The sequence below is a fragment of the Sulfitobacter pacificus genome, from assembly GCF_030159975.1.
Lineage (GTDB): Bacteria > Pseudomonadota > Alphaproteobacteria > Rhodobacterales > Rhodobacteraceae > Sulfitobacter > Sulfitobacter pacificus.
The window spans coordinates 1,615,964-1,633,558 of sequence record NZ_BSNL01000001.1 but is presented as its reverse complement, the minus strand read 5'-3'; the positions used below and the strand labels follow the sequence as shown (position 1 = coordinate 1,633,558).

The following is a 17,595-nucleotide window of genomic DNA, read 5'->3' as shown; positions in this document are numbered from 1 at the left end:
TGAAGCGCCGCCCATGCCAGAACAGGAACGGATGATCGAAGCGGTGCTTTTCGCCACGGCGGAGCCTGTCACCCTGCGTGAGCTGGCGGCGCGGATGCCGCATGGCTGTGACCCGGCCGAGGCTATGGTGCATTTGCGCAAACGCTACGAGGGGCGCGGGGTTCAGGTGGTTCGTGTGGGCGATGGCTATGCGATGCGCACAGCGGCGGATCTTGGTTATTTGATGCAGCAGGAAACCGTCGAGATCCGCAAGCTGAGCCGGGCGGCCATCGAAACCCTGGCGATCATCGCCTATCATCAGCCCGTCACCCGCGCAGAGATCGAGGAAATTCGCGGTGTTTCCGTGTCGCGGGGCACAGTGGATCAGTTGCTGGAGATGGAATGGATCCGCTTTGGCCGACGCAAGATGACGCCGGGCCGGCCTGTGACCTTTGTGGTGACGCAGGAATTTCTGGATCATTTCGGATTGGAAAACGCCCGCGATTTGCCCGGCCTCAAGGAATTACGCTCTGCCGGATTGTTGGAAAGCCGCGCCCCGCTGGGGGATGTACCGACGATAGGCGATGGTGAAATCGAGGAAGAGACAAACGAAGGGCAATCAGAGCTTTTCGAGGATTAATTGCGCGGGTTCGCAGCATTGGCCTGAAAATCGCCTTAATTCTTGTTATATAGAGGGTTGAGGCAAAACGAGGAACGGTCAATGAACCAGATTATCAATATGGTTATCCGTCAGGTGACAAACCAATTGATCCGCCGTGGCGTCAACGCGGGTTTCGACAAGGCCAGCCAGCTGGGGCAAGGCCGTAAGGGCCAATCGCTGCCTGCGGATACGGTGGATGACTATGGCAACCCGATCCCGCCAAAACCAACACAGGAAGAGCGCCGTCGCGCCCGTCACGCTCGCCAGCAGGCCCGTCAGGCGAAACAGGCGATGAAAGTGATGCGACGGGTCAAATAGGGGCCTTTGGGCAGCAGGCGTTCGTCAGCGAGCACCACACAGGAAATCTGCCCCAGCGCCCTGCCAATTTGCCACTCCCAAAAACAAACGGGCCGCGCGGCAAAGCGTGACGGCTTACGCCTTGAAATGTTTGGACAGTTTCAGGCCTTGCCCCTGATAATTTGACGCTAGTTCCGCACCATAAAGCTGTGTCGGTGCGGCGCACATGCGTTCATAGACCAAACGGCCCACCACTTGCCCGTGCTCCAGCACAAAAGGGGCCTCGTGACAGCGTACTTCAAGTACCCCGCGCGATCCCGCACCGCCAGCGGCAGCATATCCGAAACCGGGATCGAAAAAGCCCGCGTAATGGACGCGGAATTCGCCAACCATCGCCAGATAGGGAGCCATTTCAGCAGCATAATCCGGCGGGATTGTCACCGCCTCGCGGCTGACGAGAATGTAGAATGCGCCGGGATCAAGGATGATTTGCCCGTTGCTGGTGTGGACCTCTTCCCAATATTCGGCAGGGTCATAGAATCCGATGTTATCCAGATCAATCACACCGGTATGGGGTTTGGCGCGGTAGCCGACCAGCGTTGTGTCGGGCAGTTTCAGGTCTACGGAGAACCCCAGACCTTCATCAATCACCGCCGTGCCATCAACCAGCGGGGTGATCTCATGCAGGGCGCGCAGGGCTTCGTCATTCAGCGCCGCATCCCCCCGGCCAAACCGGATCTGGTTCAGCCGCATGCCGGGGCGCACCAGCACAGAAAATGAGCGCGGGCAGATTTCGGCGTAAAGCGGGCCGCTATATCCTGGTGCGATGCGGTCAAACTCTGTGCCGCCATCGGTGATGGTGCGGGTCAACAGATCCAGTCGCCCGGTGGAGCTTTTGGCATTGGCCACGGCAGAAAGATCCGCAGGCAGATCAAGACGTTCCATCAGCGGAACAACATAGACACAGCCTTTTTCCAGCACGGCCCCGTTGTTCAGATCGACACGGTGCATTTCGAATTCTTCAAGGCGATCCGCAACCTTGGCCCCATGTCCCGCCAGAAAAGAGGCCCGCACACGGTAAGCCACATCACCCAGACGCAGATCCAGACTGGCCGGTTGGATTTGTTCGGCCGTGACAGCGGGGCGGGCGGTGATTTCGCCGGATGCGATCATGGTCTGGATCAGTTGGTTGGGGATCACACCCTGCATGATGTCTTTCATTCGAGGGCCTCTTGTAGAAAGTCAAACGCCCGCACACCCAGAAGGCTGCGAGCGTTTAAGTTATGTCGGTTGGTCGGGCTAGCAGGACTCGAACCTGCGACCTTCCGTCCCCCAGACGGACGCGCTACCAGGCTGCGCCATAGCCCGACATGTGGGCGTTCATACCTGATCTTTGCAGGCGTGCAAGAGCGAAGTCGCATGAACCGCACCGGTTTAGTCGTTTGACGGTGTGGGGGCACCTGTCTGTGTGGCACCGCTTCGTGTTGCCGCCATGGAATCGCGCAGCACTGTCAGCTTTTCCAGCAGGGGGGCCAGTTTACGCGCCTGTGCGGTGTTGATCTGCCTGCTGCGAAAGGCGGCGGTCAGAATGGCAGGTGTGGCGGCAATGTCATGTTCCGGCGTCAAGCTGGGCAGGTCGATGATGCGCGGCTTGGGGGCAGGAGGCAGGGTGGATTCGACGGGTGGCGTCTCCTCGACCGGGGGTTCTATTTCCTCGGCAGCTTCATTTGTTTCCGCTGTCTCCGCAGGTGGGTTATCGAGGGTTGTGGCGGGTTGATCCGCCATTGGCCGCCGCAGGAAGGCCGGCAGATTGGCGGATGCGCCATCTTCGCCAGCGGCTTCACCCTCTGGTTGGTCTGTGTCTGGCTCTGTGCGCGGTGCATCAACGGCTGTCGGTTCCTCTACCGGCGCAGGAGCGGGTGATTCGACAGGATCTGCATCTGACGTGGCCTGAACTGGTGCTGTGTTTTCGGGTTCATCCGATACCAACGGTGTTTTTTCGAAATCCGGCTTTGGCCGCGGGATCGGGGCGGGCTCGGCAATCGGGATGTTCGGGTTCACGGGTGTGGGGTCGAAGGGTTCAGGCGGTTCCGGTGTTTCCTCGGGGGCGGTGGCAGGCACGTCCTGCGCGGCTGTTTCAACCGCTGGCGTTTGTTCCTGTGGCGCAGGCTCTTCGACGGTTTTGGACTGTGCGGCTTCTTGCGAAGTGCAGGCGGGTGCTTCGGATGCGGTCTCTGACAAAGCTGGCTCTGTAGGAGCTGCGTCTACCGTGAGGGAGGCATCTTCCGCGCTGGCCGCATCACTGGTCTGATCCGGCTGTGCGGCGGCAAGGGAGGGCGTGACATCTTGGCCGGTAAACACGGGTTCTATGTCAGTAGGGGTTGGGTCTGCCTCAGCAGGTTCTGGCGCTGCTATGGGTGCATCAGAATCGGCGGTTTCTGTCGCGATGGGGTCGGGGTCGGAGGCAGGGACGGGCGGAGCCTCTGGTGCGGTTGACTTTGCCGTCTCCTCGTCGACCATCTGCGATGGCTCTGTCACCACCTCTGCTGCGGGACCAGGATCGGTGATGGCATCCCCCTGTGCGTCCGCCTTTTCGTCTATGTTCACGGAAACCTCTGTTGGCGCTGGCGCATCGGGCGCGTCTCCCTTGGGCTGCGCCTGCTTCTGGTCAAAGCTCAGCACAACGCCGGTTTCTTCCTGAGCTGCAGCGGGCACATCAACAAAGGGGGAGGCAGGAGTTTCTTCCAGCAGCGATTGGGTCAGCTCGTCCAATGGTTGGGACAGGCTGGCCACATGGGTCATGCCCTCTTCGCGCAGGATTTTCTGCACACCTTTAATGGTCAGGCCGTCCTCGTGCAAAAGCTGCCTGATCCCGCCAAGCAGCAACATGTCGTTGGGACGGTAATACCGGCGCCCGCCAGCCCGTTTCACAGGTCTTACCTGAGTGAACTTGCTTTCCCAAAAGCGCAGCACATGGGCCTGAATACCCAGCCATTGGGCAACTTCGGAAATGGTGCGAAAGGCATCCGCAGACTTGGGCATGGGATTAGGACTTGTTGCCGTCCGCGACCCGGTCTTTCATCAGGTGCGAAGGACGGAATGTCAGCACACGGCGCGGGTTGATCGGCACCTCTTCGCCAGTCTTGGGATTACGGCCGACGCGGGCTGTTTTGTCACGGACAGAGAAGGTCCCAAAAGATGAAATCTTGACCTGATCACCGGCAACCAGCGCGTCGGACATATGGTCCAACACTGATTCGACCAGTTGTGCGCTTTCATTGCGGGACAGACCCACTTCGCGGAAGACCGCTTCGCTCAGGTCCATACGCGTCAAGGTTTTATTCGCCATTCATCTTCCCCCGGGTTTTGGTCACCATAACGGCGGGCAAATTTAAGAGTCAATATCAATGACTTGGACAGGCGTCTTTAGGCGGCTGTTCCCAGTTACCAACGCAGGACAACCGCGCCCCAGGCCAGACCGCCACCGATGGCTTCGGTCACGATCAGATCGCCGGGTTTAATCTGTCCACGTGTGCGGCCCACCGAAAGGGCCAGCGGGATCGAGGCGGCAGAGGTATTACCGTGATCCTGAACCGTGACCACAACCTTCTCCATCGGCAGGCCCAGTTTTTTGGCGGTGCCTTGAATGATGCGGATGTTGGCCTGATGCGGCACGATCCAGTCCACCTCCTGTGCAGCAACGCCAGCGCGTTCCATGGCTGTGGTGGCCGTAGAGGCGAGTTTGCCAACCGCGTGGCGGAACACCTGATTGCCCTGCATGCGCAGATAGCCGGTTGTGCCGGTGCTGACCCCGCCGTCGACATAAAGCAATTCGCGGTGGCGCCCGTCGGAATTCAGGTCCGTGGCAAGAATACCGCGATCGGTTGAATCTCCTGCACCCTCCTGCGCCTCAAGCAATACAGCACCAGCCCCATCGCCAAACAGCACACAGGTGCTGCGGTCGGTCCAATCCATGATCTTGCTAAAGGTCTCGGCCCCGATGACCATCACCCGCTTGGCCTGACCCGAGGCAATCAGCGCATTCGCATTGCTGAGAGCAAAGACAAACCCAGCACAAACCGCTTGCACATCAAAGGCATAGCCGCGTGTCATGCCCAATTGATCCTGCACCATCGTGGCCGCAGAGGGAAAGGTGAAATCGGCGGTCGATGTGGCCAGCACAATGGCGTCCACGTCATCCGCTTCCAGCCCCGCATCTTTCAACGCAGCTTTGGCTGCGGCGGTGGCCATGGAGGATGTTGTTTCTCCCTCAGAGGCAAAATGGCGGCGTTCAATGCCGGAGCGCGAACGAATCCATTCGTCGTTGGTGTCGAGTGTTGCCTCGAATTCAGCGTTTTCTACCACGCGGGAGGGCAGGTAATGCCCACAGCCAATCACAACAGCGCGGGTGGTCATTCTGGGGTCTCCTCGACCGGTAGGATGGCGGCAATGCGGGCGGCCAATCTATCGTTGAACTGGTTCTGGGCCAATTGCGCTGCCAGTTTGATTGCTGCCGAGACGCCAGTGGCATCTGCGGATCCATGTGATTTAACAACCGTGCCGTTCAAACCCAGAAAGACCCCGCCATTGACGCGACGGGGATCGATCTTGGTGCTGAGCCGGCGCAAAGACGTATAGGCCAGCAGTGATGCCAGTTTGGACAGGATGGAGTATTTGAAAGCTTCGCGCAGGCGAATGCCGATCAGCTTGGCGGTGCCTTCACCGGTTTTGATTGCGACATTGCCGGTAAAACCGTCGGTCACGATCACATCAACCTTATTGCCGGAAATATCGCCGCCTTCGACGAAGCCGACAAAATCAAAGCCAACTTCGCTTTCCTGAGCGCGAATCAGATCATAGGCCTCTTTGAGTTCCGAACGCCCCTTGTGTTCCTCTGTGCCGACATTCAGCAGGCCAACCCGCGGCTTGCGCAGGTTCATGCCATTGCGGGCATAAGAGGCACCCATCAGGGCAAAACGCAAAAGATCTTCGGCGTCGGCGCGGATGTCCGCGCCCACATCCAACATCACGTTGAACCCGTGTTTGTTTGCGGACGGGTAGAGCACAGCAATGGCCGGACGGTTGACGCCGGGCAGCTTGCGCAGCCGGATCGTCGAGATCGCCATCAGGGCGCCGGTGTTGCCACAGGAGACCGCCACAGCAGATTCGCCAGAGCGCACAGATTCCACCGTGGCCCACATCGAGGTGTCCTTGCCGGTGCGCACGACATGACTGGGTTTGTCATCCATGCTGACCACGCCTTCGGCATGGCGGATGTCACAGCGCCCCTGAAGGTGGCTGTCGCGCTCGACCAGAGGCTTCAGCTGGGCTGCATCCCCGTGAAGAATAAAGGCAATATCGGGATTTATCTTGGCAGACAAAGAGCACCCGGCAACAACTGCTGCCGGGCCTTCGTCACCTCCCATGGTATCCACGGATATGAGAGTGCGCCCCTTGAAAAGGGCCCCATCTGACTGGGCAGGGGTCGCCGCGTCAATATGATCGGTCGGTGCCGTCACGGATGCGCGTGCCCCCTTATGATCTGAATGAACGATGGCCCAGCTTAGGCTGCGTCGTCTTCCAGGTCGACTTCTTCTGTCAGTGCGACGATTTCTTTTTCGTCATAGTGACCACAAGACGCACAAATGTGGTGTGGGCGCTTCAGCTCACCACAGTTGGAACATTCATCTGGGTTCGCTGCGGTAAGCGAATCATGTGCACGGCGGTTGTTGCGGCGTGACTTGGAAACTTTATTCTGCTGGACAGCCATGACTGGTGCCTTTGTCATTCGGGGGGCGGGGTCACAATGCGCTGACCAAGCCCCGTGTTTCTATTTACCCCGGATCGGGCGTGTCGCCGCTTTAGGCAAAGCGGCGGGTGATGTCCAACCTTAATTAGGATAGGTCGGGCCTAATTGGAGTGAGAGCGGCAAAATACTGCGAAAACGCGCGGGCGCAAGAGGGATTCCACCGCTGATGGCACTCTGGTCAGTGACCGTCCTTTTCCAGTTTGCTTTTGAAATCGGCCAGCCCGGCAAAGGGGCGGGCGTCCTGATCCGTCATCGGGGTCTCACCGGGTTTGGTATAGACCAGCTGGCCCAGTTCGGCGTCATCCTTGCGCGGATAGTCGGGCGCGGCCAATGCCAGCGCTTCGCGCATCACAATGCCGGGATCAATCCAGCTGCCCAAAGGTTCTGAGGTGTCATCCTCGGGCATTTCTACCTCGGGTTCATCCGGGTAGGAAAAAGTATTGAGGAAATGGCGGGTCACATCAGTGTCAATCCGCGTCATCACCGGTTCAAGCGTGACAACACAGGGCTGCACGACCGTGGCCCCCAATCGCCCTTCCAACGTCCAATCCTTGCCGGCCAGTGGAATAATGCGTCCTGAAAAGGACAGTTTGCGCAGGGTTTCAAAGCCAAGTTCCGCCGCAATTTCCTTTAACGCTTCGGCATCAGGACGCAGGGCAAAGGTGTTTTCGGCAGTCTGCGACAGCTCTGCTACGCGCAGTGCGGTGTCGCTTGGAGGGAGTTGCGCCATATCTGGTCTACTTTCGTTTCTTGAACACAAGGTGCAGCATGGTGTATGCGGAATAAAAGCCGGAACTTCCATGGCCAAGAGGGCAGACAATATGCGTATCACTCGCCGAACGGGCCGTCACGCCCTTCATGCAGCGGTTTTTGCCTTGGCCATCGGGGTTGCAGGCTGCACCCCACAGTTCAATAACTATGGGTATGTCCCCCCGGAAGAGGATCTGGCCCTGATTGAAGTGGGCAATGACACCCGCGAAACAGTGGCGGACAAGGTTGGCGTGCCCGCCTCCTCAGGCGTGTTGAACGCATCGGGCTATTATTATGTGCGCATGCGCACCCGCACCGTCGGGCCCTTGGCTCCGCAGGAAATCGACCGGCAGGTGGTTGCGATCAGCTTTAGCGACGCGGGCATTGTTCAGAACGTTGAACGTTTCGGATTGGAACGCGGGCAAGTGGTGCCACTGTCGCGCCGCGTGACGTCCTCACCGGTCAGCGACAACAGCTTCCTGCGCCAGCTTCTGGGCAATATCGGACGGTTTAACCCCACGGGATTCGGGAGCTAGGCAAACATGATCGGCGTCTTCTTGTTGCGCATATGGGCGTTGCAAGGAGGGGGGCGGACGTGATTGCACCGCTTTTCAAAGGCAAACTCTGTGCTCGGCCTGCGGTCTCTGATGTAGATTTCGCAGCGGTTGCCGCCTTGCAACACCAGTGTTTTGGTGCGGGCGCTGTGGCGGAGGGGGATGGTTTTAACGCCCTCAGCACGCAGATTCTGGTCGAAGACACCAAGGCGGGCAGAGTGCTGTGCTGCTACCGCTTGCAGGTGTTGGAGGGGGGCGAGCTGCGGCGGAGTTATGCCTCACAGTATTACGGGCTTGCCAAGTTAGAGGCATTTGAGGGCCGGATGCTGGAACTGGGGCGGTTTTGTATCGCCCCTGCCTGCCGGGATCCCGATGTGCTGCGCCTGGCCTGGGCAGTAATGACGGAGGTTGTGGACCGTCTGGATGTACAGATGTTGTTTGGCTGTAGTTCTTTTGCCGGTGTCGAAAGCGATATTTATCATGACAGCTTTGCGCTGTTACGGGCCCGCCACCTTGCGCCCGCGTGTTGGTCACCCGGTATCATGGCACCGGAGGTGTTTGAGTTTGCAAAGGAATTACAGCGTGCGCCGAATGTTGCCAAAGCCTGGCGTGAAATGCCGCCCCTGCTGCGTACCTATCTGATGATGGGGGGCTGGGTCAGTGATCACGCGGTGGTGGATCGACAAATGAATACCCTGCATGTGTTCACCGGGGTAGAGGTTGCGGTGATTCCTGAACAGCGCAAGCGGCTGTTGCGGGCGTTGGTTTGAGTTTAAGGGCAAGATGAAGCTCAGGGTCCGTTGACCTTTGCAGGGCGCGCGTTTAGCAGCGTGCCATGGCACGTGCACCTCTTTTACAACTCAACGACATCTCGCTCACCTTTGGGGGTGATCCGGTGTTTGAAGGCCTTTCGCTGGTCGTACAGCCCGGCGATCGCGTGGCGCTGGTCGGGCGCAACGGGTCGGGGAAATCAACACTGATGAAGGTGATGGCCGGTCTGGTCGAAGCGGACAGCGGTGATGTGATCGCGGGGCCGGGTGTTTCTGTTGGCTATATGGAGCAGGACCCGGATCTAAGCGGATATGAAACCCTAGGTGAATTTGCCTCTGCGACGCTTGAGGCGTCAGAAATGTACAAGGTTGAACGCGCGGGCGAAGGGTTGAAGTTTGATCCCGACCGGCCTGTTGCCACGGCCAGTGGCGGGGAGCGGCGCCGTGCGGCATTGGCCCGTTTGATGGCGGAAGAACCTGAATTGATGTTGTTGGACGAACCGACCAACCATCTGGATATTGAAGCGATCCGCTGGCTTGAAGATGAGCTGAAGGGCACACGCACGGCCTTTGTGATCATCAGCCACGATAGGGCGTTTTTGCGCGAATTGACCCGCGCCACCCTTTGGATCGACCGTGGATCTGTGAAACGGCAGGAAAAAGGCTTTGGTGCCTTCGAGGCTTGGCGCGATCAGGTCTGGGAAGAGGAAGACACCCAACGTCACAAGCTGAACCGCAAGATCAAGGCAGAGGCGCGGTGGGCGGTCGAAGGGATTTCGGCGCGGCGCAAGCGCAATCAGGGCCGGGTGCGTGCCTTGCAGGATCTGCGGGCGGAACGGGCCTCGCAGATTAACCGACAAGGGGCTGCTGCGATGGCACTTGAGGCGGGGCCAAAGTCCGGTCGCAAGGTGATGGAAGCGGTCAATATTACCAAGCGTTTTGGCGATAAAACGATTGTGCGCGATTTTTCATTAAAGGTGCAGCGCGGTGATCGCATTGCGCTGGTGGGGCCGAACGGTGTTGGCAAAACCACACTTTTGAACATGTTGATCGGCAAGGAAACGCCAGATCAGGGCGAGGTGACGCTGGGCACGAATCTGGCTTTGGCGCTGTTTGATCAGGCCCGCGCGCAGCTGGATGGTGATATGACCCTGTGGGAATCCCTGACCGGGGATCCGGACATGCGGGTGTCGGGCAAGGCGGATCAGGTCTTGGTGCGCGGCAACCCCAAACATGTTGTCGGGTATCTTAAAGAATTCCTTTTCGACGAAGGGCAGGCGCGTGCGCCGGTGCGCTCGCTTTCGGGGGGGGAAAAGGCGCGGTTGTTGCTGGCCAAGATTATGGCGCGTGAAAGCAATCTATTGGTGCTGGATGAACCGACAAATGATCTGGACGTGGAAACGCTGGATCTGTTGCAGGAATTGCTGGGCCAATATGACGGTACAGTGATCCTTGTCAGCCACGACCGTGATTTTCTGGACCGTGTGGCGGCAACGACCATCGCGATGGAAGGCGACGGGCGCGCCACAGTCTATGCCGGGGGCTGGTCCGACTATCTGACACAACGCGGGCAGGATGATTTTGCCAGCAGCGTGACAGAGACGAAAAAACCTGCCGTTGCTAAGTCCGAACCGAAAAAGGCCGAGAAAAAGGGACTGAGTTTCACCGAAAAACACCGGCTTGAGGCCTTGCCCGCTGAAATTGCGCGGCTTGAGACGGAGATTTCAAAACTTGAGGGGCTATTGACGGATGCAGATCTGTTCACCCGTGAACCAGTCAAGTTCAAGAAAGCCACAGAGGCGCTGGTGGAACGGCAGGAAAAGCTGGCGGCCTCTGAGGAAGAATGGCTGGATCTGGAAGATCGCGCAGCGGGCTAACGCCGTGCAAAGGGGTGCCAATAGAGGTGTGTCCCACCAGTAGGCTGTCGTCTTGCCCCGCAGCGCAGTTTGAATCGGTCTAGATCAGGCGTATCTGCGGATAAAACTCCAAGATGCAATTGGACGATTCCCCGTTTGGCAAAATACCGGCTGGCGCGCCATAACAGCAGGTTATGGGCGCAGAGAGCCTTGCCCTCATTGGTGATATGGCCAAGCTGGTAGGTCGCGCAGGCACCGTGGGTCAAAAACAGCATATGGGCCACGACGCGCCCCTTGTGGAGGGCGCGGAACACATGGGTCTGGTCTGGTGCGGCGGCGGCAAAGCCGGCGGTCAGCGGGGCAGGCCAGTTTGCATAGCCACGGCGGCGCGATTGCAGCTGTTCCTCGCGCAGCACAGGGGTATCGGGATCTGCAGGCAGGGGCTTGCGCGTCACGCTTAGCTGATGTTCCTCACCGCGTTTCAATTGGTTACGCCATTTCCCATGCAGGTTTGCGCGCCTCTCCCCTTCGCTATTGGTAAGGTCAAGCACTGCCATGTCGCGCGGCGCGCGCAGGCGCAAACTGCGCGGCAGTGCGCAGGGAGTTTGTGGTGACAGGATCAAAGGACAGCGGTGCAGGGCGACCGCCCGCAGCTGTGCGTCCAGATCGTCAGGTGGGCTGGCGCGCGGCAACATGGCGAGGGTGATTCCGGCGATACGTCTGCACAACACCAGCATCCCGTCAGGCAAAACCACAGGTTTTTGACCACAGAGCCGCAGGGCCTGTGAAAAAGCCGGGTCTTGCATCAAAGGGGTCAGGAGGGGGCGGGCTTCATCGAACATGCATCCGATGAAGCCGTAGCTTTGGTTAAGACCGGGTTAAGCGATCAGCCGATTTGCACCAGCGCGTGGCGTTTCTTGCCGGCACTCAGCTTGATCGGGCTGGCAAGCGCTGCGGCATCTACCATCATCCCGGCATCAGTGAGCGGTTCATCGTTGATCTTGGCCCCGTTTTCGGAAATCAGGCGTTTGGCTTCCTTACCCGATCCGGCAAGGCCGGATTTGACCAGCAGCTGCACAATTGAAACCCCATCACCAACCTCTTCCCGGCTGAGCGTCAAGGTCGGCAGATCGTCGCCGACGCCGCCTTTTTCAAAAACTTCACGCGCTGTGGCTTCCGCTGCTGCCGCAGCATCTGCGCCGTGCAGCAATTTGGTGACCTCATTGGCAAGGATGATCTTGGCCGCATTGATCTCGGAGCCTTCCAGCGCGCCCAGACGTTCGCATTCCTCAACGGGCATTTCCGTGAACAGTTTCAGGAACTTGCCAGTATCTGCATCCGTCGTATTGCGCCAGAACTGCCAGAATTCATAAGGTGACAACATATCCCCGTTCAACCAGATGGCACCGCCTTGCGACTTGCCCATCTTGCGCCCGTCCGAAGTGGTCAGCAACGGCGTGGTCAGCCCGTAAATCTCGTTGTCGAGCACCCGGCGCGTGAGATCGATACCGTTGACGATATTGCCCCATTGGTCGGACCCGCCCATCTGCAACAGACAGCCGTAGCGGCGGTTGAGTTCCAGGAAATCATAGGCCTGAAGGATCATGTAGTTGAATTCGAGGAAGGACAGCGATTGTTCGCGATCCAGCCGCGACTTCACGCTTTCAAAGCTGAGCATCCGGTTGACACTGAAATGCCGCCCGATGTCGCGCAGGAAATCAAGGTAGTTCAACCCGTCTAGCCATTCGGCATTGTTCAACATCAAGGCGTCGGTCTCGCCTTCACCGTATTGCAGATATTTTGCAAAAACCTGCTGCATGCCTGTGATGTTCGCGGCAATCTGTTCGGGGCCAAGCAGGGGGCGTTCATCGCTGCGGAAAGACGGGTCGCCCACCTTGGTGGTGCCACCGCCCATCAGGGTGATCGGCTTATGGCCGCATTTCTGCAACCAGCGCAGCACCATGATGTTCATCAAATGGCCCACATGCAGGGATTGGGCCGTCGCGTCATAGCCGATGTAAGCGGGCACAACACCCGCGGCAAAGGCCTCGTCCAGACCTTGATAGTCGGTACAATCAGCGAGGAAACCACGCTCCATCATCACGGCGATGAAATCTGATTTGGGATGGTAGGTCATGGTGTCTTGCCTCACGCTTGCTTTGCGGGGCATCTATAGGCGCAAGGGTCGGTAAGGGAAAGGCCCGAGGTTTGGGGCAAGGTATGAGCAGGGCAATCAGCAAAGACGGACCGGTGCGGGCCTTGGGGGCCATGTCGGGCACATCACTTGACGGTGTGGACGCGGCGGTGTTGGTCACCGATGGGCATGAGATTTTTGAGTTCGGGCCAAGCGCCTATCGCAGCTATACACCGCAGGAACGCGCCGTCATCGCGGCGGGCTTTGGTCTGTGGCACGGTGCGGCGGTTGAGGCGGCAGCAGACGTGGTGGAACAGGCGCATGTCGCTTTGCTGGACCCGATGGAACAGGTTGATATTATTGGGTTTCATGGGCAAACACTGGCCCATGCGCCACGCCTGCAGGGCACTTTGCAGGTGGGTGATGGCGCGGCCCTTGCACGGCGTCTGGGCTGTCCTGTGGTTTGGGATTTTCGCAGTGCAGATGTGGAGATGGGCGGCGAAGGGGCACCGCTGGCCCCGTTTTTCCATCACGCCTGTGCGCGCTATGTCGGGTTGACGGAACCCGTGGCGTTTTTGAATCTGGGCGGTGTGGGCAATCTGACCTGGGTTGATCCATCGGTTGCGCGGCCACAGGATGCGGGCGCTTTGCTGGCCTTTGATACCGGCCCTGCCAACGCGCCAATGAATGATCTGATGCAAAGCCGTTTGGGCAAGCCATATGATGAGGGTGGGAAACTGGCCGCAAAAGGCAGGGTGGAACAGGGCGCGCTGGAGTTGTTTCTGGCAGAGCCCTATTTCGCACGCATGCCACCCAAGTCATTGGACCGCAATGATTTTGCCGAGATGGTCGCGCTGGTGGGAGAGCTTTCGGATGCCGATGCTGCGGCCACGCTGACGGCCATGTGTGCGGCGGGCGTGGCCGAGGCCATGCAGCATTGCCCCAGTCTGCCGTCACGGGTGCTGGTCACGGGGGGCGGGCGCAACAATCCGGTGTTGATGCAGATGCTGGCGGTCAGTCTGGATTGTCCGGTGGTGGCGATCGAAGAGGTGGGTCTGGATGGGGACATGCTGGAGGCACAGGCCTTTGCCTATTTGGCTGTGCGCGTGGCGCGGGGCTTGCCGACCTCTTGTGCATCCACAACCGGGGTGCGGGCTGCGGTTGGTGGCGGGACCGTAAGCTTGCCGGTCTGATTGGTGGTTTATGGCGGTGCCGGAAAGCCGACGTGTCTATGTTGAACGCCGGCGGTGTCGTTGGGCCTGAGGATGGATTTGAGTTTATTGGCAAGGTGAAGCCGAGGAGACGGTGGGCCGTTTCGCCGTGGTGCTTTGGTGGGCAACTGGGGTGACGTTAGAGGGCGCGTTCGTAGAACAACAGCTCTGGCAGCATTTCCTCAGGGATTGGCTGGTAAGGGCCGCAGGGGGTAAAGCCCAGGCGCAGATAAAGGCGTTGTGCGGCCTTCAGGCTTTTGGAGGTGTCCAGCACAATACGGGCAAAGCCGTCCTCTTTGGCCCGTGTGATCAATGCGTTGCAGATCAGGGCGGCCACGCCTTTGCCGCGTGCCGCGTCATTTACGAAAACACGTTTGATTTCAGATGTTTCCGCGTCCAGTGCATGGGTCATGCCACAACCCAAGGCAGTGCCATCGCCATCACGTGCCAGCAGCATGATGCCTTTCGGGCGGGCATGAAGCACGGGCAATTCATCCATCAAGGCAGTGTATTTCGGGACAGGATAAAACGTTTCTGTGATTTCCTTGTCGATGTCTGTGTTGGACATCAGGAAATCGCGGTAGGCCCAGCACAGGTTGCGCAGGGCGTCGAGGTCGGCGGGGCTGGTTGCTTCGGTCAGGGTGATCTGGGGCATGGGGTTGTGTGGGTGCGGCAGGACCGCACCCTGTTCCTTGCTTACTTGAGGATGCTGCGGCCGGCAAATTCTGCCGTTTCGCCCAGAGTTTCCTCAATGCGGATCAGCTGGTTGTATTTCGCCAATCTGTCGGAACGCGCCAAAGAGCCGGTTTTGATCTGGCCACAGTTGGTCGCCACAGCAAGGTCAGCGATTGTGGCATCCTCGGTCTCGCCGGAGCGGTGCGACATCACATTGGTGAACCCTGCACGATGCGCCATGTCCACGGCTTTCAGGGTTTCGGTCAGGGTGCCGATCTGGTTGACCTTGACCAGCATGGAGTTGGCGGAACCCTTGGCGATGCCATCTGCAAGGCGGGCAGGGTTGGTGACAAACAGATCGTCACCGACCAACTGGATCTTGTCGCCCAAAGCGTCAGTCAGGGCCTTCCAGCCGTCCCAGTCATCTTCGGACATGCCGTCTTCGATAGAAATGATCGGATAATCGGCGACCAGCGCTGAAAGATAGGCGACGTTCTCATCGCTGCTGAGGGATTTGCCTTCGCCTGACAATTCGTACTTGCCGTTTTTGTAATATTCGGTCGCGGCACAATCGAGGGCAAGATACATGTCCTCGCCCGGTTTATAACCGGCCTTTTCGATGGATTTCAGAACAAAATCAAGTGCATCTCGGGTGGAGCTGATGTTGGGGGCAAAACCGCCCTCATCACCGATACCGGTGGAAAGACCCGCCGCTGAAAGTTCCCCTTTCAGTGTGTGGAAGACTTCGGCACCCATACGCACCGCGTCACGGATATTCTCCGCGGCCACCGGCATGATCATGAATTCCTGAATGTCGATCGGGTTGTCCGCATGTTCGCCACCGTTGATGATGTTCATCATCGGCACCGGCAGGACACGCGCAGAAGTGCCACCGACATAGCGGAACAGCGGTTGGGTGCAGAAATCAGCCGCTGCCTTGGCCGCCGCAAGGGAAACACCAAGGATGGCATTGGCCCCCAGACGGGATTTGTTTTCGGTGCCGTCGAGTTCGATCATGATCTCGTCCAGCTCAACCTGTTCTGTCGCGTCAAGGCCGACCAGTGCATCGCCGATTTCGCCGTTCACTGCGGCGCAGGCTTCTAATACGCCCTTGCCCATGTAGCGGGATTTGTCGCCGTCGCGCCGCTCAACCGCTTCATAGGCACCTGTTGAGGCTCCCGAAGGAACTGCCGCACGGCCCATGGTGCCGTCTTCCAGAATCACATCAACTTCGACTGTTGGGTTGCCCCGGCTGTCGAGGATTTCGCGGGCGTGAATATCAACGATGGTGCTCATGACGGTGTCCTTTGGCTGCTGTCAGCGCTTCTTAACGCGACAAACCTGCAGGGGAAAGGTCTTAGGGCGCTGCCCCTAGGCCTGTCGCGCCACCCGCCGTTCGCGCCAGACCGTGTAAATGCCTGATGCCACGATGATCGCAGCCCCGATCAGGGTCAGCGCATCCGGGGATTCGTTGAAGATTGTGACGCCGATGATCAGCGCAAAGACCAGCCGGGCATAACGGAAGGGCGTGACAAAGCTGACCTCGCCCACACGCATGGCAGCGACAATGGCATAATAGGCAAACAGACCAATTGTGAGGGCGGAGAGAAAATAAAGCCAGCCGCGCACCGCAAAACTGACCACCGGGGTTTGCATGACTAGCATCAGGACAATACCGGCGGGGATCAGCACAAAGAACCCCAGAAAGCTGAGCTGCATGGTGGTGATGGTGGCCGGTGTGCGACGTGTGGCCAGATCGCGCAGGGCCAGCATAAAGACCGCCACAACCGCCAACAGGGAAAGCACCTGAAAGCTGTCCATGCCGGGGCGGATGATCAGCAAGACCCCAAAGAGTCCCACGCAGATCGCGCTCCAGCGACGCCAGCCCACAGGCTCACCCAGAAACAGCGCGGCCCCCAAGGTCACCACCAGCGGCGTGGCCTGCAAGATCGCCGAGGCGCTGGAAATCGGGGTAAGAGACAGGGCCGAAACAAAAGCTACGGTGCCAACCATCTCGCCCAGCCCCCGCAGGCAAATCGGTGCGGTCAGCATATCGCGCGCAAACAGGGGTTTACCTTGCATCAGGACGATAAGGCCAAAAACCACAGAGCCGCCAAAGCCCAGCATGATCAGAATTTGCCCAACACTGGCCGCATCGGAAAGAAGTTTGATGAACATGTCTTCAACGGCGAAGCCAAGCATCGCCAGCACCATCAGCACCGCGCCGCGCATATTGTCCATCGTGTATCCTTGACTGTAGAGAGGGTTTACCTGTTACAGACCCAGATGACGGGTTTGAGGGGCAGGGGCAAGGGCCACAGGCAGATAGACTTGCGGGAATACCGCAACTTGCAGAATGGCGTATCTAGCAGGAAAAAGGGGCTGGCGGGAAAGCGGCCCCTTTGGCGTGAATTAGCCGTCGGATTTCTTGATCGGCACGCCGTAAAGCTCCATCCGATGCCCTCGCAGTTCATATCCCAGCTTTTGCGCGATTTTTTCCTGAAGCGCCTCAATCTCTGCATCGACAAATTCGATCACGGCACCAGAGTTGAGATCAATCAGGTGGTCATGGTGATCGCGCTCTGCGTCCTCGTAACGCGCACGCCCGTCGCCGAATTCCAGCTTGTCGAGAATCCCCGCCTCTTCAAACAGTTTTACCGTGCGGTAGACGGTTGCGATTGAAATCGCCGCGTCGCGGTCGGCCGCGCGGGTAAACAGCTCTTCGACATCAGGGTGGTCGTCACTGTCTTCGATCACCTGTGCGATGATGCGGCGCTGGCCGGTCATGCGCAGGCCCATGCCTTCGCAACGTGTGATGATGGATTTACCCATGATAGCGGCCTTTGGATCGTGAAGTGGGGGTCGTTTAACGTTCTTTTTCGCGGGAGGCCAGTCTTTC

The 17,595-nt window shown here is 58.7% G+C and carries 19 protein-coding genes and 1 tRNA gene; 6 read left to right on the top strand and 14 right to left on the bottom strand.

From position 1 onward, the window contains the following. Positions 1-13: 13 nt before the first annotated feature. Positions 14-619, top strand: a complete 606-nt coding sequence (scpB, locus tag QQL78_RS08285) for an SMC-Scp complex subunit ScpB (protein ID WP_284375505.1) — start codon at positions 14-16, stop codon at positions 617-619. A gap of 81 nt (positions 620-700) precedes the next feature. Next, entirely contained in the window at positions 701-958 is a 258-nt protein-coding gene (locus QQL78_RS08280; protein ID WP_284372381.1) for a hypothetical protein, read from the top strand. A gap of 114 nt (positions 959-1,072) precedes the next feature. On the opposite strand, the gene QQL78_RS08275 is transcribed toward QQL78_RS08280, so the two are convergent. The 8 genes from QQL78_RS08275 to QQL78_RS08240 form a co-directional block, all read right to left on the bottom strand. Further along, positions 1,073-2,146, bottom strand: a complete 1,074-nt coding sequence (locus tag QQL78_RS08275) for a 2'-deoxycytidine 5'-triphosphate deaminase (protein ID WP_284375503.1) — start codon at positions 2,144-2,146, stop codon at positions 1,073-1,075. A gap of 82 nt (positions 2,147-2,228) precedes the next feature. Beyond that, positions 2,229-2,305: transfer RNA gene (locus tag QQL78_RS08270), tRNA-Pro, on the bottom strand. A 66-nt stretch (positions 2,306-2,371) separates the two neighbouring features. Beyond that, on the bottom strand, positions 2,372-3,979 hold the full coding sequence (locus QQL78_RS21690; protein ID WP_284372379.1) for a MerR family transcriptional regulator: 1,608 nt from the start codon (positions 3,977-3,979) through the stop codon (positions 2,372-2,374). Positions 3,980-3,983: 4 nt separating this feature from the next. Further along, a complete protein-coding gene (gene ihfA / locus QQL78_RS08260) occupies positions 3,984-4,286 on the bottom strand; it encodes an integration host factor subunit alpha (protein ID WP_284372377.1) in 303 nt (100 codons plus the stop codon). Between the two features lie 95 nt (positions 4,287-4,381). After that, positions 4,382-5,353, bottom strand: coding sequence for a beta-ketoacyl-ACP synthase III (locus QQL78_RS08255; protein ID WP_284372375.1), 972 nt, complete (start codon positions 5,351-5,353; stop codon positions 4,382-4,384). Next, positions 5,350-6,435: a phosphate acyltransferase PlsX gene (gene plsX, locus QQL78_RS08250; protein WP_431358333.1), complete on the bottom strand. Its 1,086-nt coding sequence runs from the start codon at positions 6,433-6,435 to the stop codon at positions 5,350-5,352. Before plsX ends, QQL78_RS08255 begins: the two co-directional genes overlap by 4 nt. 65 nt (positions 6,436-6,500) lie before the next feature. Next, entirely contained in the window at positions 6,501-6,707 is a 207-nt protein-coding gene (gene rpmF, locus QQL78_RS08245; protein ID WP_284372373.1) for a 50S ribosomal protein L32, read from the bottom strand. A gap of 217 nt (positions 6,708-6,924) precedes the next feature. Further along, on the bottom strand, positions 6,925-7,476 hold the full coding sequence (locus QQL78_RS08240; protein ID WP_284372371.1) for a YceD family protein: 552 nt from the start codon (positions 7,474-7,476) through the stop codon (positions 6,925-6,927). Between the two features lie 91 nt (positions 7,477-7,567). On the opposite strand from QQL78_RS08240, the gene QQL78_RS08235 reads away from it, so the two are divergent. The 3 genes from QQL78_RS08235 (at position 7,568) to QQL78_RS08225 (ending at position 10,697) form a co-directional block, all read left to right on the top strand. Further along, a complete protein-coding gene (locus QQL78_RS08235; protein WP_284375499.1) occupies positions 7,568-8,032 on the top strand; it encodes an outer membrane protein assembly factor BamE in 465 nt (154 codons plus the stop codon). 59 nt (positions 8,033-8,091) lie between these two features. Then, the gene (locus tag QQL78_RS08230) at positions 8,092-8,820 is read left to right on the top strand and encodes a GNAT family N-acetyltransferase (protein ID WP_284372369.1); all 729 of its coding nucleotides are present in this window, start codon (positions 8,092-8,094) and stop codon (positions 8,818-8,820) included. Between the two features lie 65 nt (positions 8,821-8,885). Beyond that, positions 8,886-10,697: an ABC-F family ATP-binding cassette domain-containing protein gene (locus QQL78_RS08225; RefSeq protein ID WP_284372367.1), complete on the top strand. Its 1,812-nt coding sequence runs from the start codon at positions 8,886-8,888 to the stop codon at positions 10,695-10,697. Here QQL78_RS08225 and QQL78_RS08220 read toward each other — a convergent pair. After that, positions 10,694-11,518, bottom strand: a complete 825-nt coding sequence (locus QQL78_RS08220; protein WP_284372365.1) for a GNAT family N-acetyltransferase — start codon at positions 11,516-11,518, stop codon at positions 10,694-10,696. The genes QQL78_RS08225 and QQL78_RS08220 overlap by 4 nt on opposite strands. Before the next feature lie 44 nt (positions 11,519-11,562). Further along, the gene (gene tyrS / locus QQL78_RS08215) at positions 11,563-12,813 is read right to left on the bottom strand and encodes a tyrosine--tRNA ligase (RefSeq protein ID WP_284372363.1); all 1,251 of its coding nucleotides are present in this window, start codon (positions 12,811-12,813) and stop codon (positions 11,563-11,565) included. A gap of 83 nt (positions 12,814-12,896) precedes the next feature. Here tyrS and QQL78_RS08210 point away from each other — a divergent pair, with 83 nt between their 5' ends. Further along, positions 12,897-14,003 carry an anhydro-N-acetylmuramic acid kinase gene (locus QQL78_RS08210; RefSeq protein WP_284372361.1) on the top strand — a complete coding sequence of 369 codons (1,107 nt, stop codon included), beginning with the start codon at positions 12,897-12,899 and terminating at the stop codon, positions 14,001-14,003. 157 nt (positions 14,004-14,160) lie between these two features. Here the strand turns inward: QQL78_RS08210 and QQL78_RS08205 are convergent, their stop codons facing one another. The 4 genes from QQL78_RS08205 to QQL78_RS08190 all read right to left on the bottom strand — a co-directional run bounded on the left by QQL78_RS08205 (position 14,161) and on the right by QQL78_RS08190 (position 17,528). Beyond that, positions 14,161-14,676 (bottom strand): GNAT family N-acetyltransferase, encoded by a 516-nt coding sequence (locus QQL78_RS08205; RefSeq protein ID WP_284372359.1) that lies wholly within the window; start codon positions 14,674-14,676, stop codon positions 14,161-14,163. A 41-nt stretch (positions 14,677-14,717) separates the two neighbouring features. Next, positions 14,718-15,992, bottom strand: a complete 1,275-nt coding sequence (eno, locus tag QQL78_RS08200) for a phosphopyruvate hydratase (RefSeq protein WP_284372357.1) — start codon at positions 15,990-15,992, stop codon at positions 14,718-14,720. 75 nt (positions 15,993-16,067) lie between these two features. After that, a complete protein-coding gene (locus QQL78_RS08195; RefSeq protein WP_284372354.1) occupies positions 16,068-16,937 on the bottom strand; it encodes a DMT family transporter in 870 nt (289 codons plus the stop codon). A 171-nt stretch (positions 16,938-17,108) separates the two neighbouring features. Further along, positions 17,109-17,528 carry a Fur family transcriptional regulator gene (locus QQL78_RS08190; protein ID WP_284372353.1) on the bottom strand — a complete coding sequence of 140 codons (420 nt, stop codon included), beginning with the start codon at positions 17,526-17,528 and terminating at the stop codon, positions 17,109-17,111. Between the last annotated feature and the right edge of the window lie 67 nt (positions 17,529-17,595).

What these genes read in the sequence shown, in the direction of transcription:
- scpB (WP_284375505.1), top strand. Translation starts at nt 14, where the DNA reads ATGCCAGAACAGGAACGGATGATCGAAGCGGTGCTTTTCGCCACGGCG.
- QQL78_RS08280 (WP_284372381.1), top strand. Translation starts at nt 701, where the DNA reads ATGAACCAGATTATCAATATGGTTATCCGTCAGGTGACAAACCAATTG.
- QQL78_RS08275 (WP_284375503.1), bottom strand. Translation starts at nt 2,146, where the DNA reads ATGCAGGGTGTGATCCCCAACCAACTGATCCAGACCATGATCGCATCC.
- QQL78_RS21690 (WP_284372379.1), bottom strand. Translation starts at nt 3,979, where the DNA reads ATGCCCAAGTCTGCGGATGCCTTTCGCACCATTTCCGAAGTTGCCCAA.
- ihfA (WP_284372377.1), bottom strand. Translation starts at nt 4,286, where the DNA reads ATGGCGAATAAAACCTTGACGCGTATGGACCTGAGCGAAGCGGTCTTC.
- QQL78_RS08255 (WP_284372375.1), bottom strand. Translation starts at nt 5,353, where the DNA reads ATGACCACCCGCGCTGTTGTGATTGGCTGTGGGCATTACCTGCCCTCC.
- rpmF (WP_284372373.1), bottom strand. Translation starts at nt 6,707, where the DNA reads ATGGCTGTCCAGCAGAATAAAGTTTCCAAGTCACGCCGCAACAACCGC.
- QQL78_RS08240 (WP_284372371.1), bottom strand. Translation starts at nt 7,476, where the DNA reads ATGGCGCAACTCCCTCCAAGCGACACCGCACTGCGCGTAGCAGAGCTG.
- QQL78_RS08235 (WP_284375499.1), top strand. Translation starts at nt 7,568, where the DNA reads ATGCGTATCACTCGCCGAACGGGCCGTCACGCCCTTCATGCAGCGGTT.
- QQL78_RS08225 (WP_284372367.1), top strand. Translation starts at nt 8,886, where the DNA reads ATGGCACGTGCACCTCTTTTACAACTCAACGACATCTCGCTCACCTTT.
- QQL78_RS08220 (WP_284372365.1), bottom strand. Translation starts at nt 11,518, where the DNA reads ATGTTCGATGAAGCCCGCCCCCTCCTGACCCCTTTGATGCAAGACCCG.
- tyrS (WP_284372363.1), bottom strand. Translation starts at nt 12,813, where the DNA reads ATGACCTACCATCCCAAATCAGATTTCATCGCCGTGATGATGGAGCGT.
- QQL78_RS08210 (WP_284372361.1), top strand. Translation starts at nt 12,897, where the DNA reads ATGAGCAGGGCAATCAGCAAAGACGGACCGGTGCGGGCCTTGGGGGCC.
- QQL78_RS08205 (WP_284372359.1), bottom strand. Translation starts at nt 14,676, where the DNA reads ATGCCCCAGATCACCCTGACCGAAGCAACCAGCCCCGCCGACCTCGAC.
- eno (WP_284372357.1), bottom strand. Translation starts at nt 15,992, where the DNA reads ATGAGCACCATCGTTGATATTCACGCCCGCGAAATCCTCGACAGCCGG.
- QQL78_RS08195 (WP_284372354.1), bottom strand. Translation starts at nt 16,937, where the DNA reads ATGGACAATATGCGCGGCGCGGTGCTGATGGTGCTGGCGATGCTTGGC.
- QQL78_RS08190 (WP_284372353.1), bottom strand. Translation starts at nt 17,528, where the DNA reads ATGGGTAAATCCATCATCACACGTTGCGAAGGCATGGGCCTGCGCATG.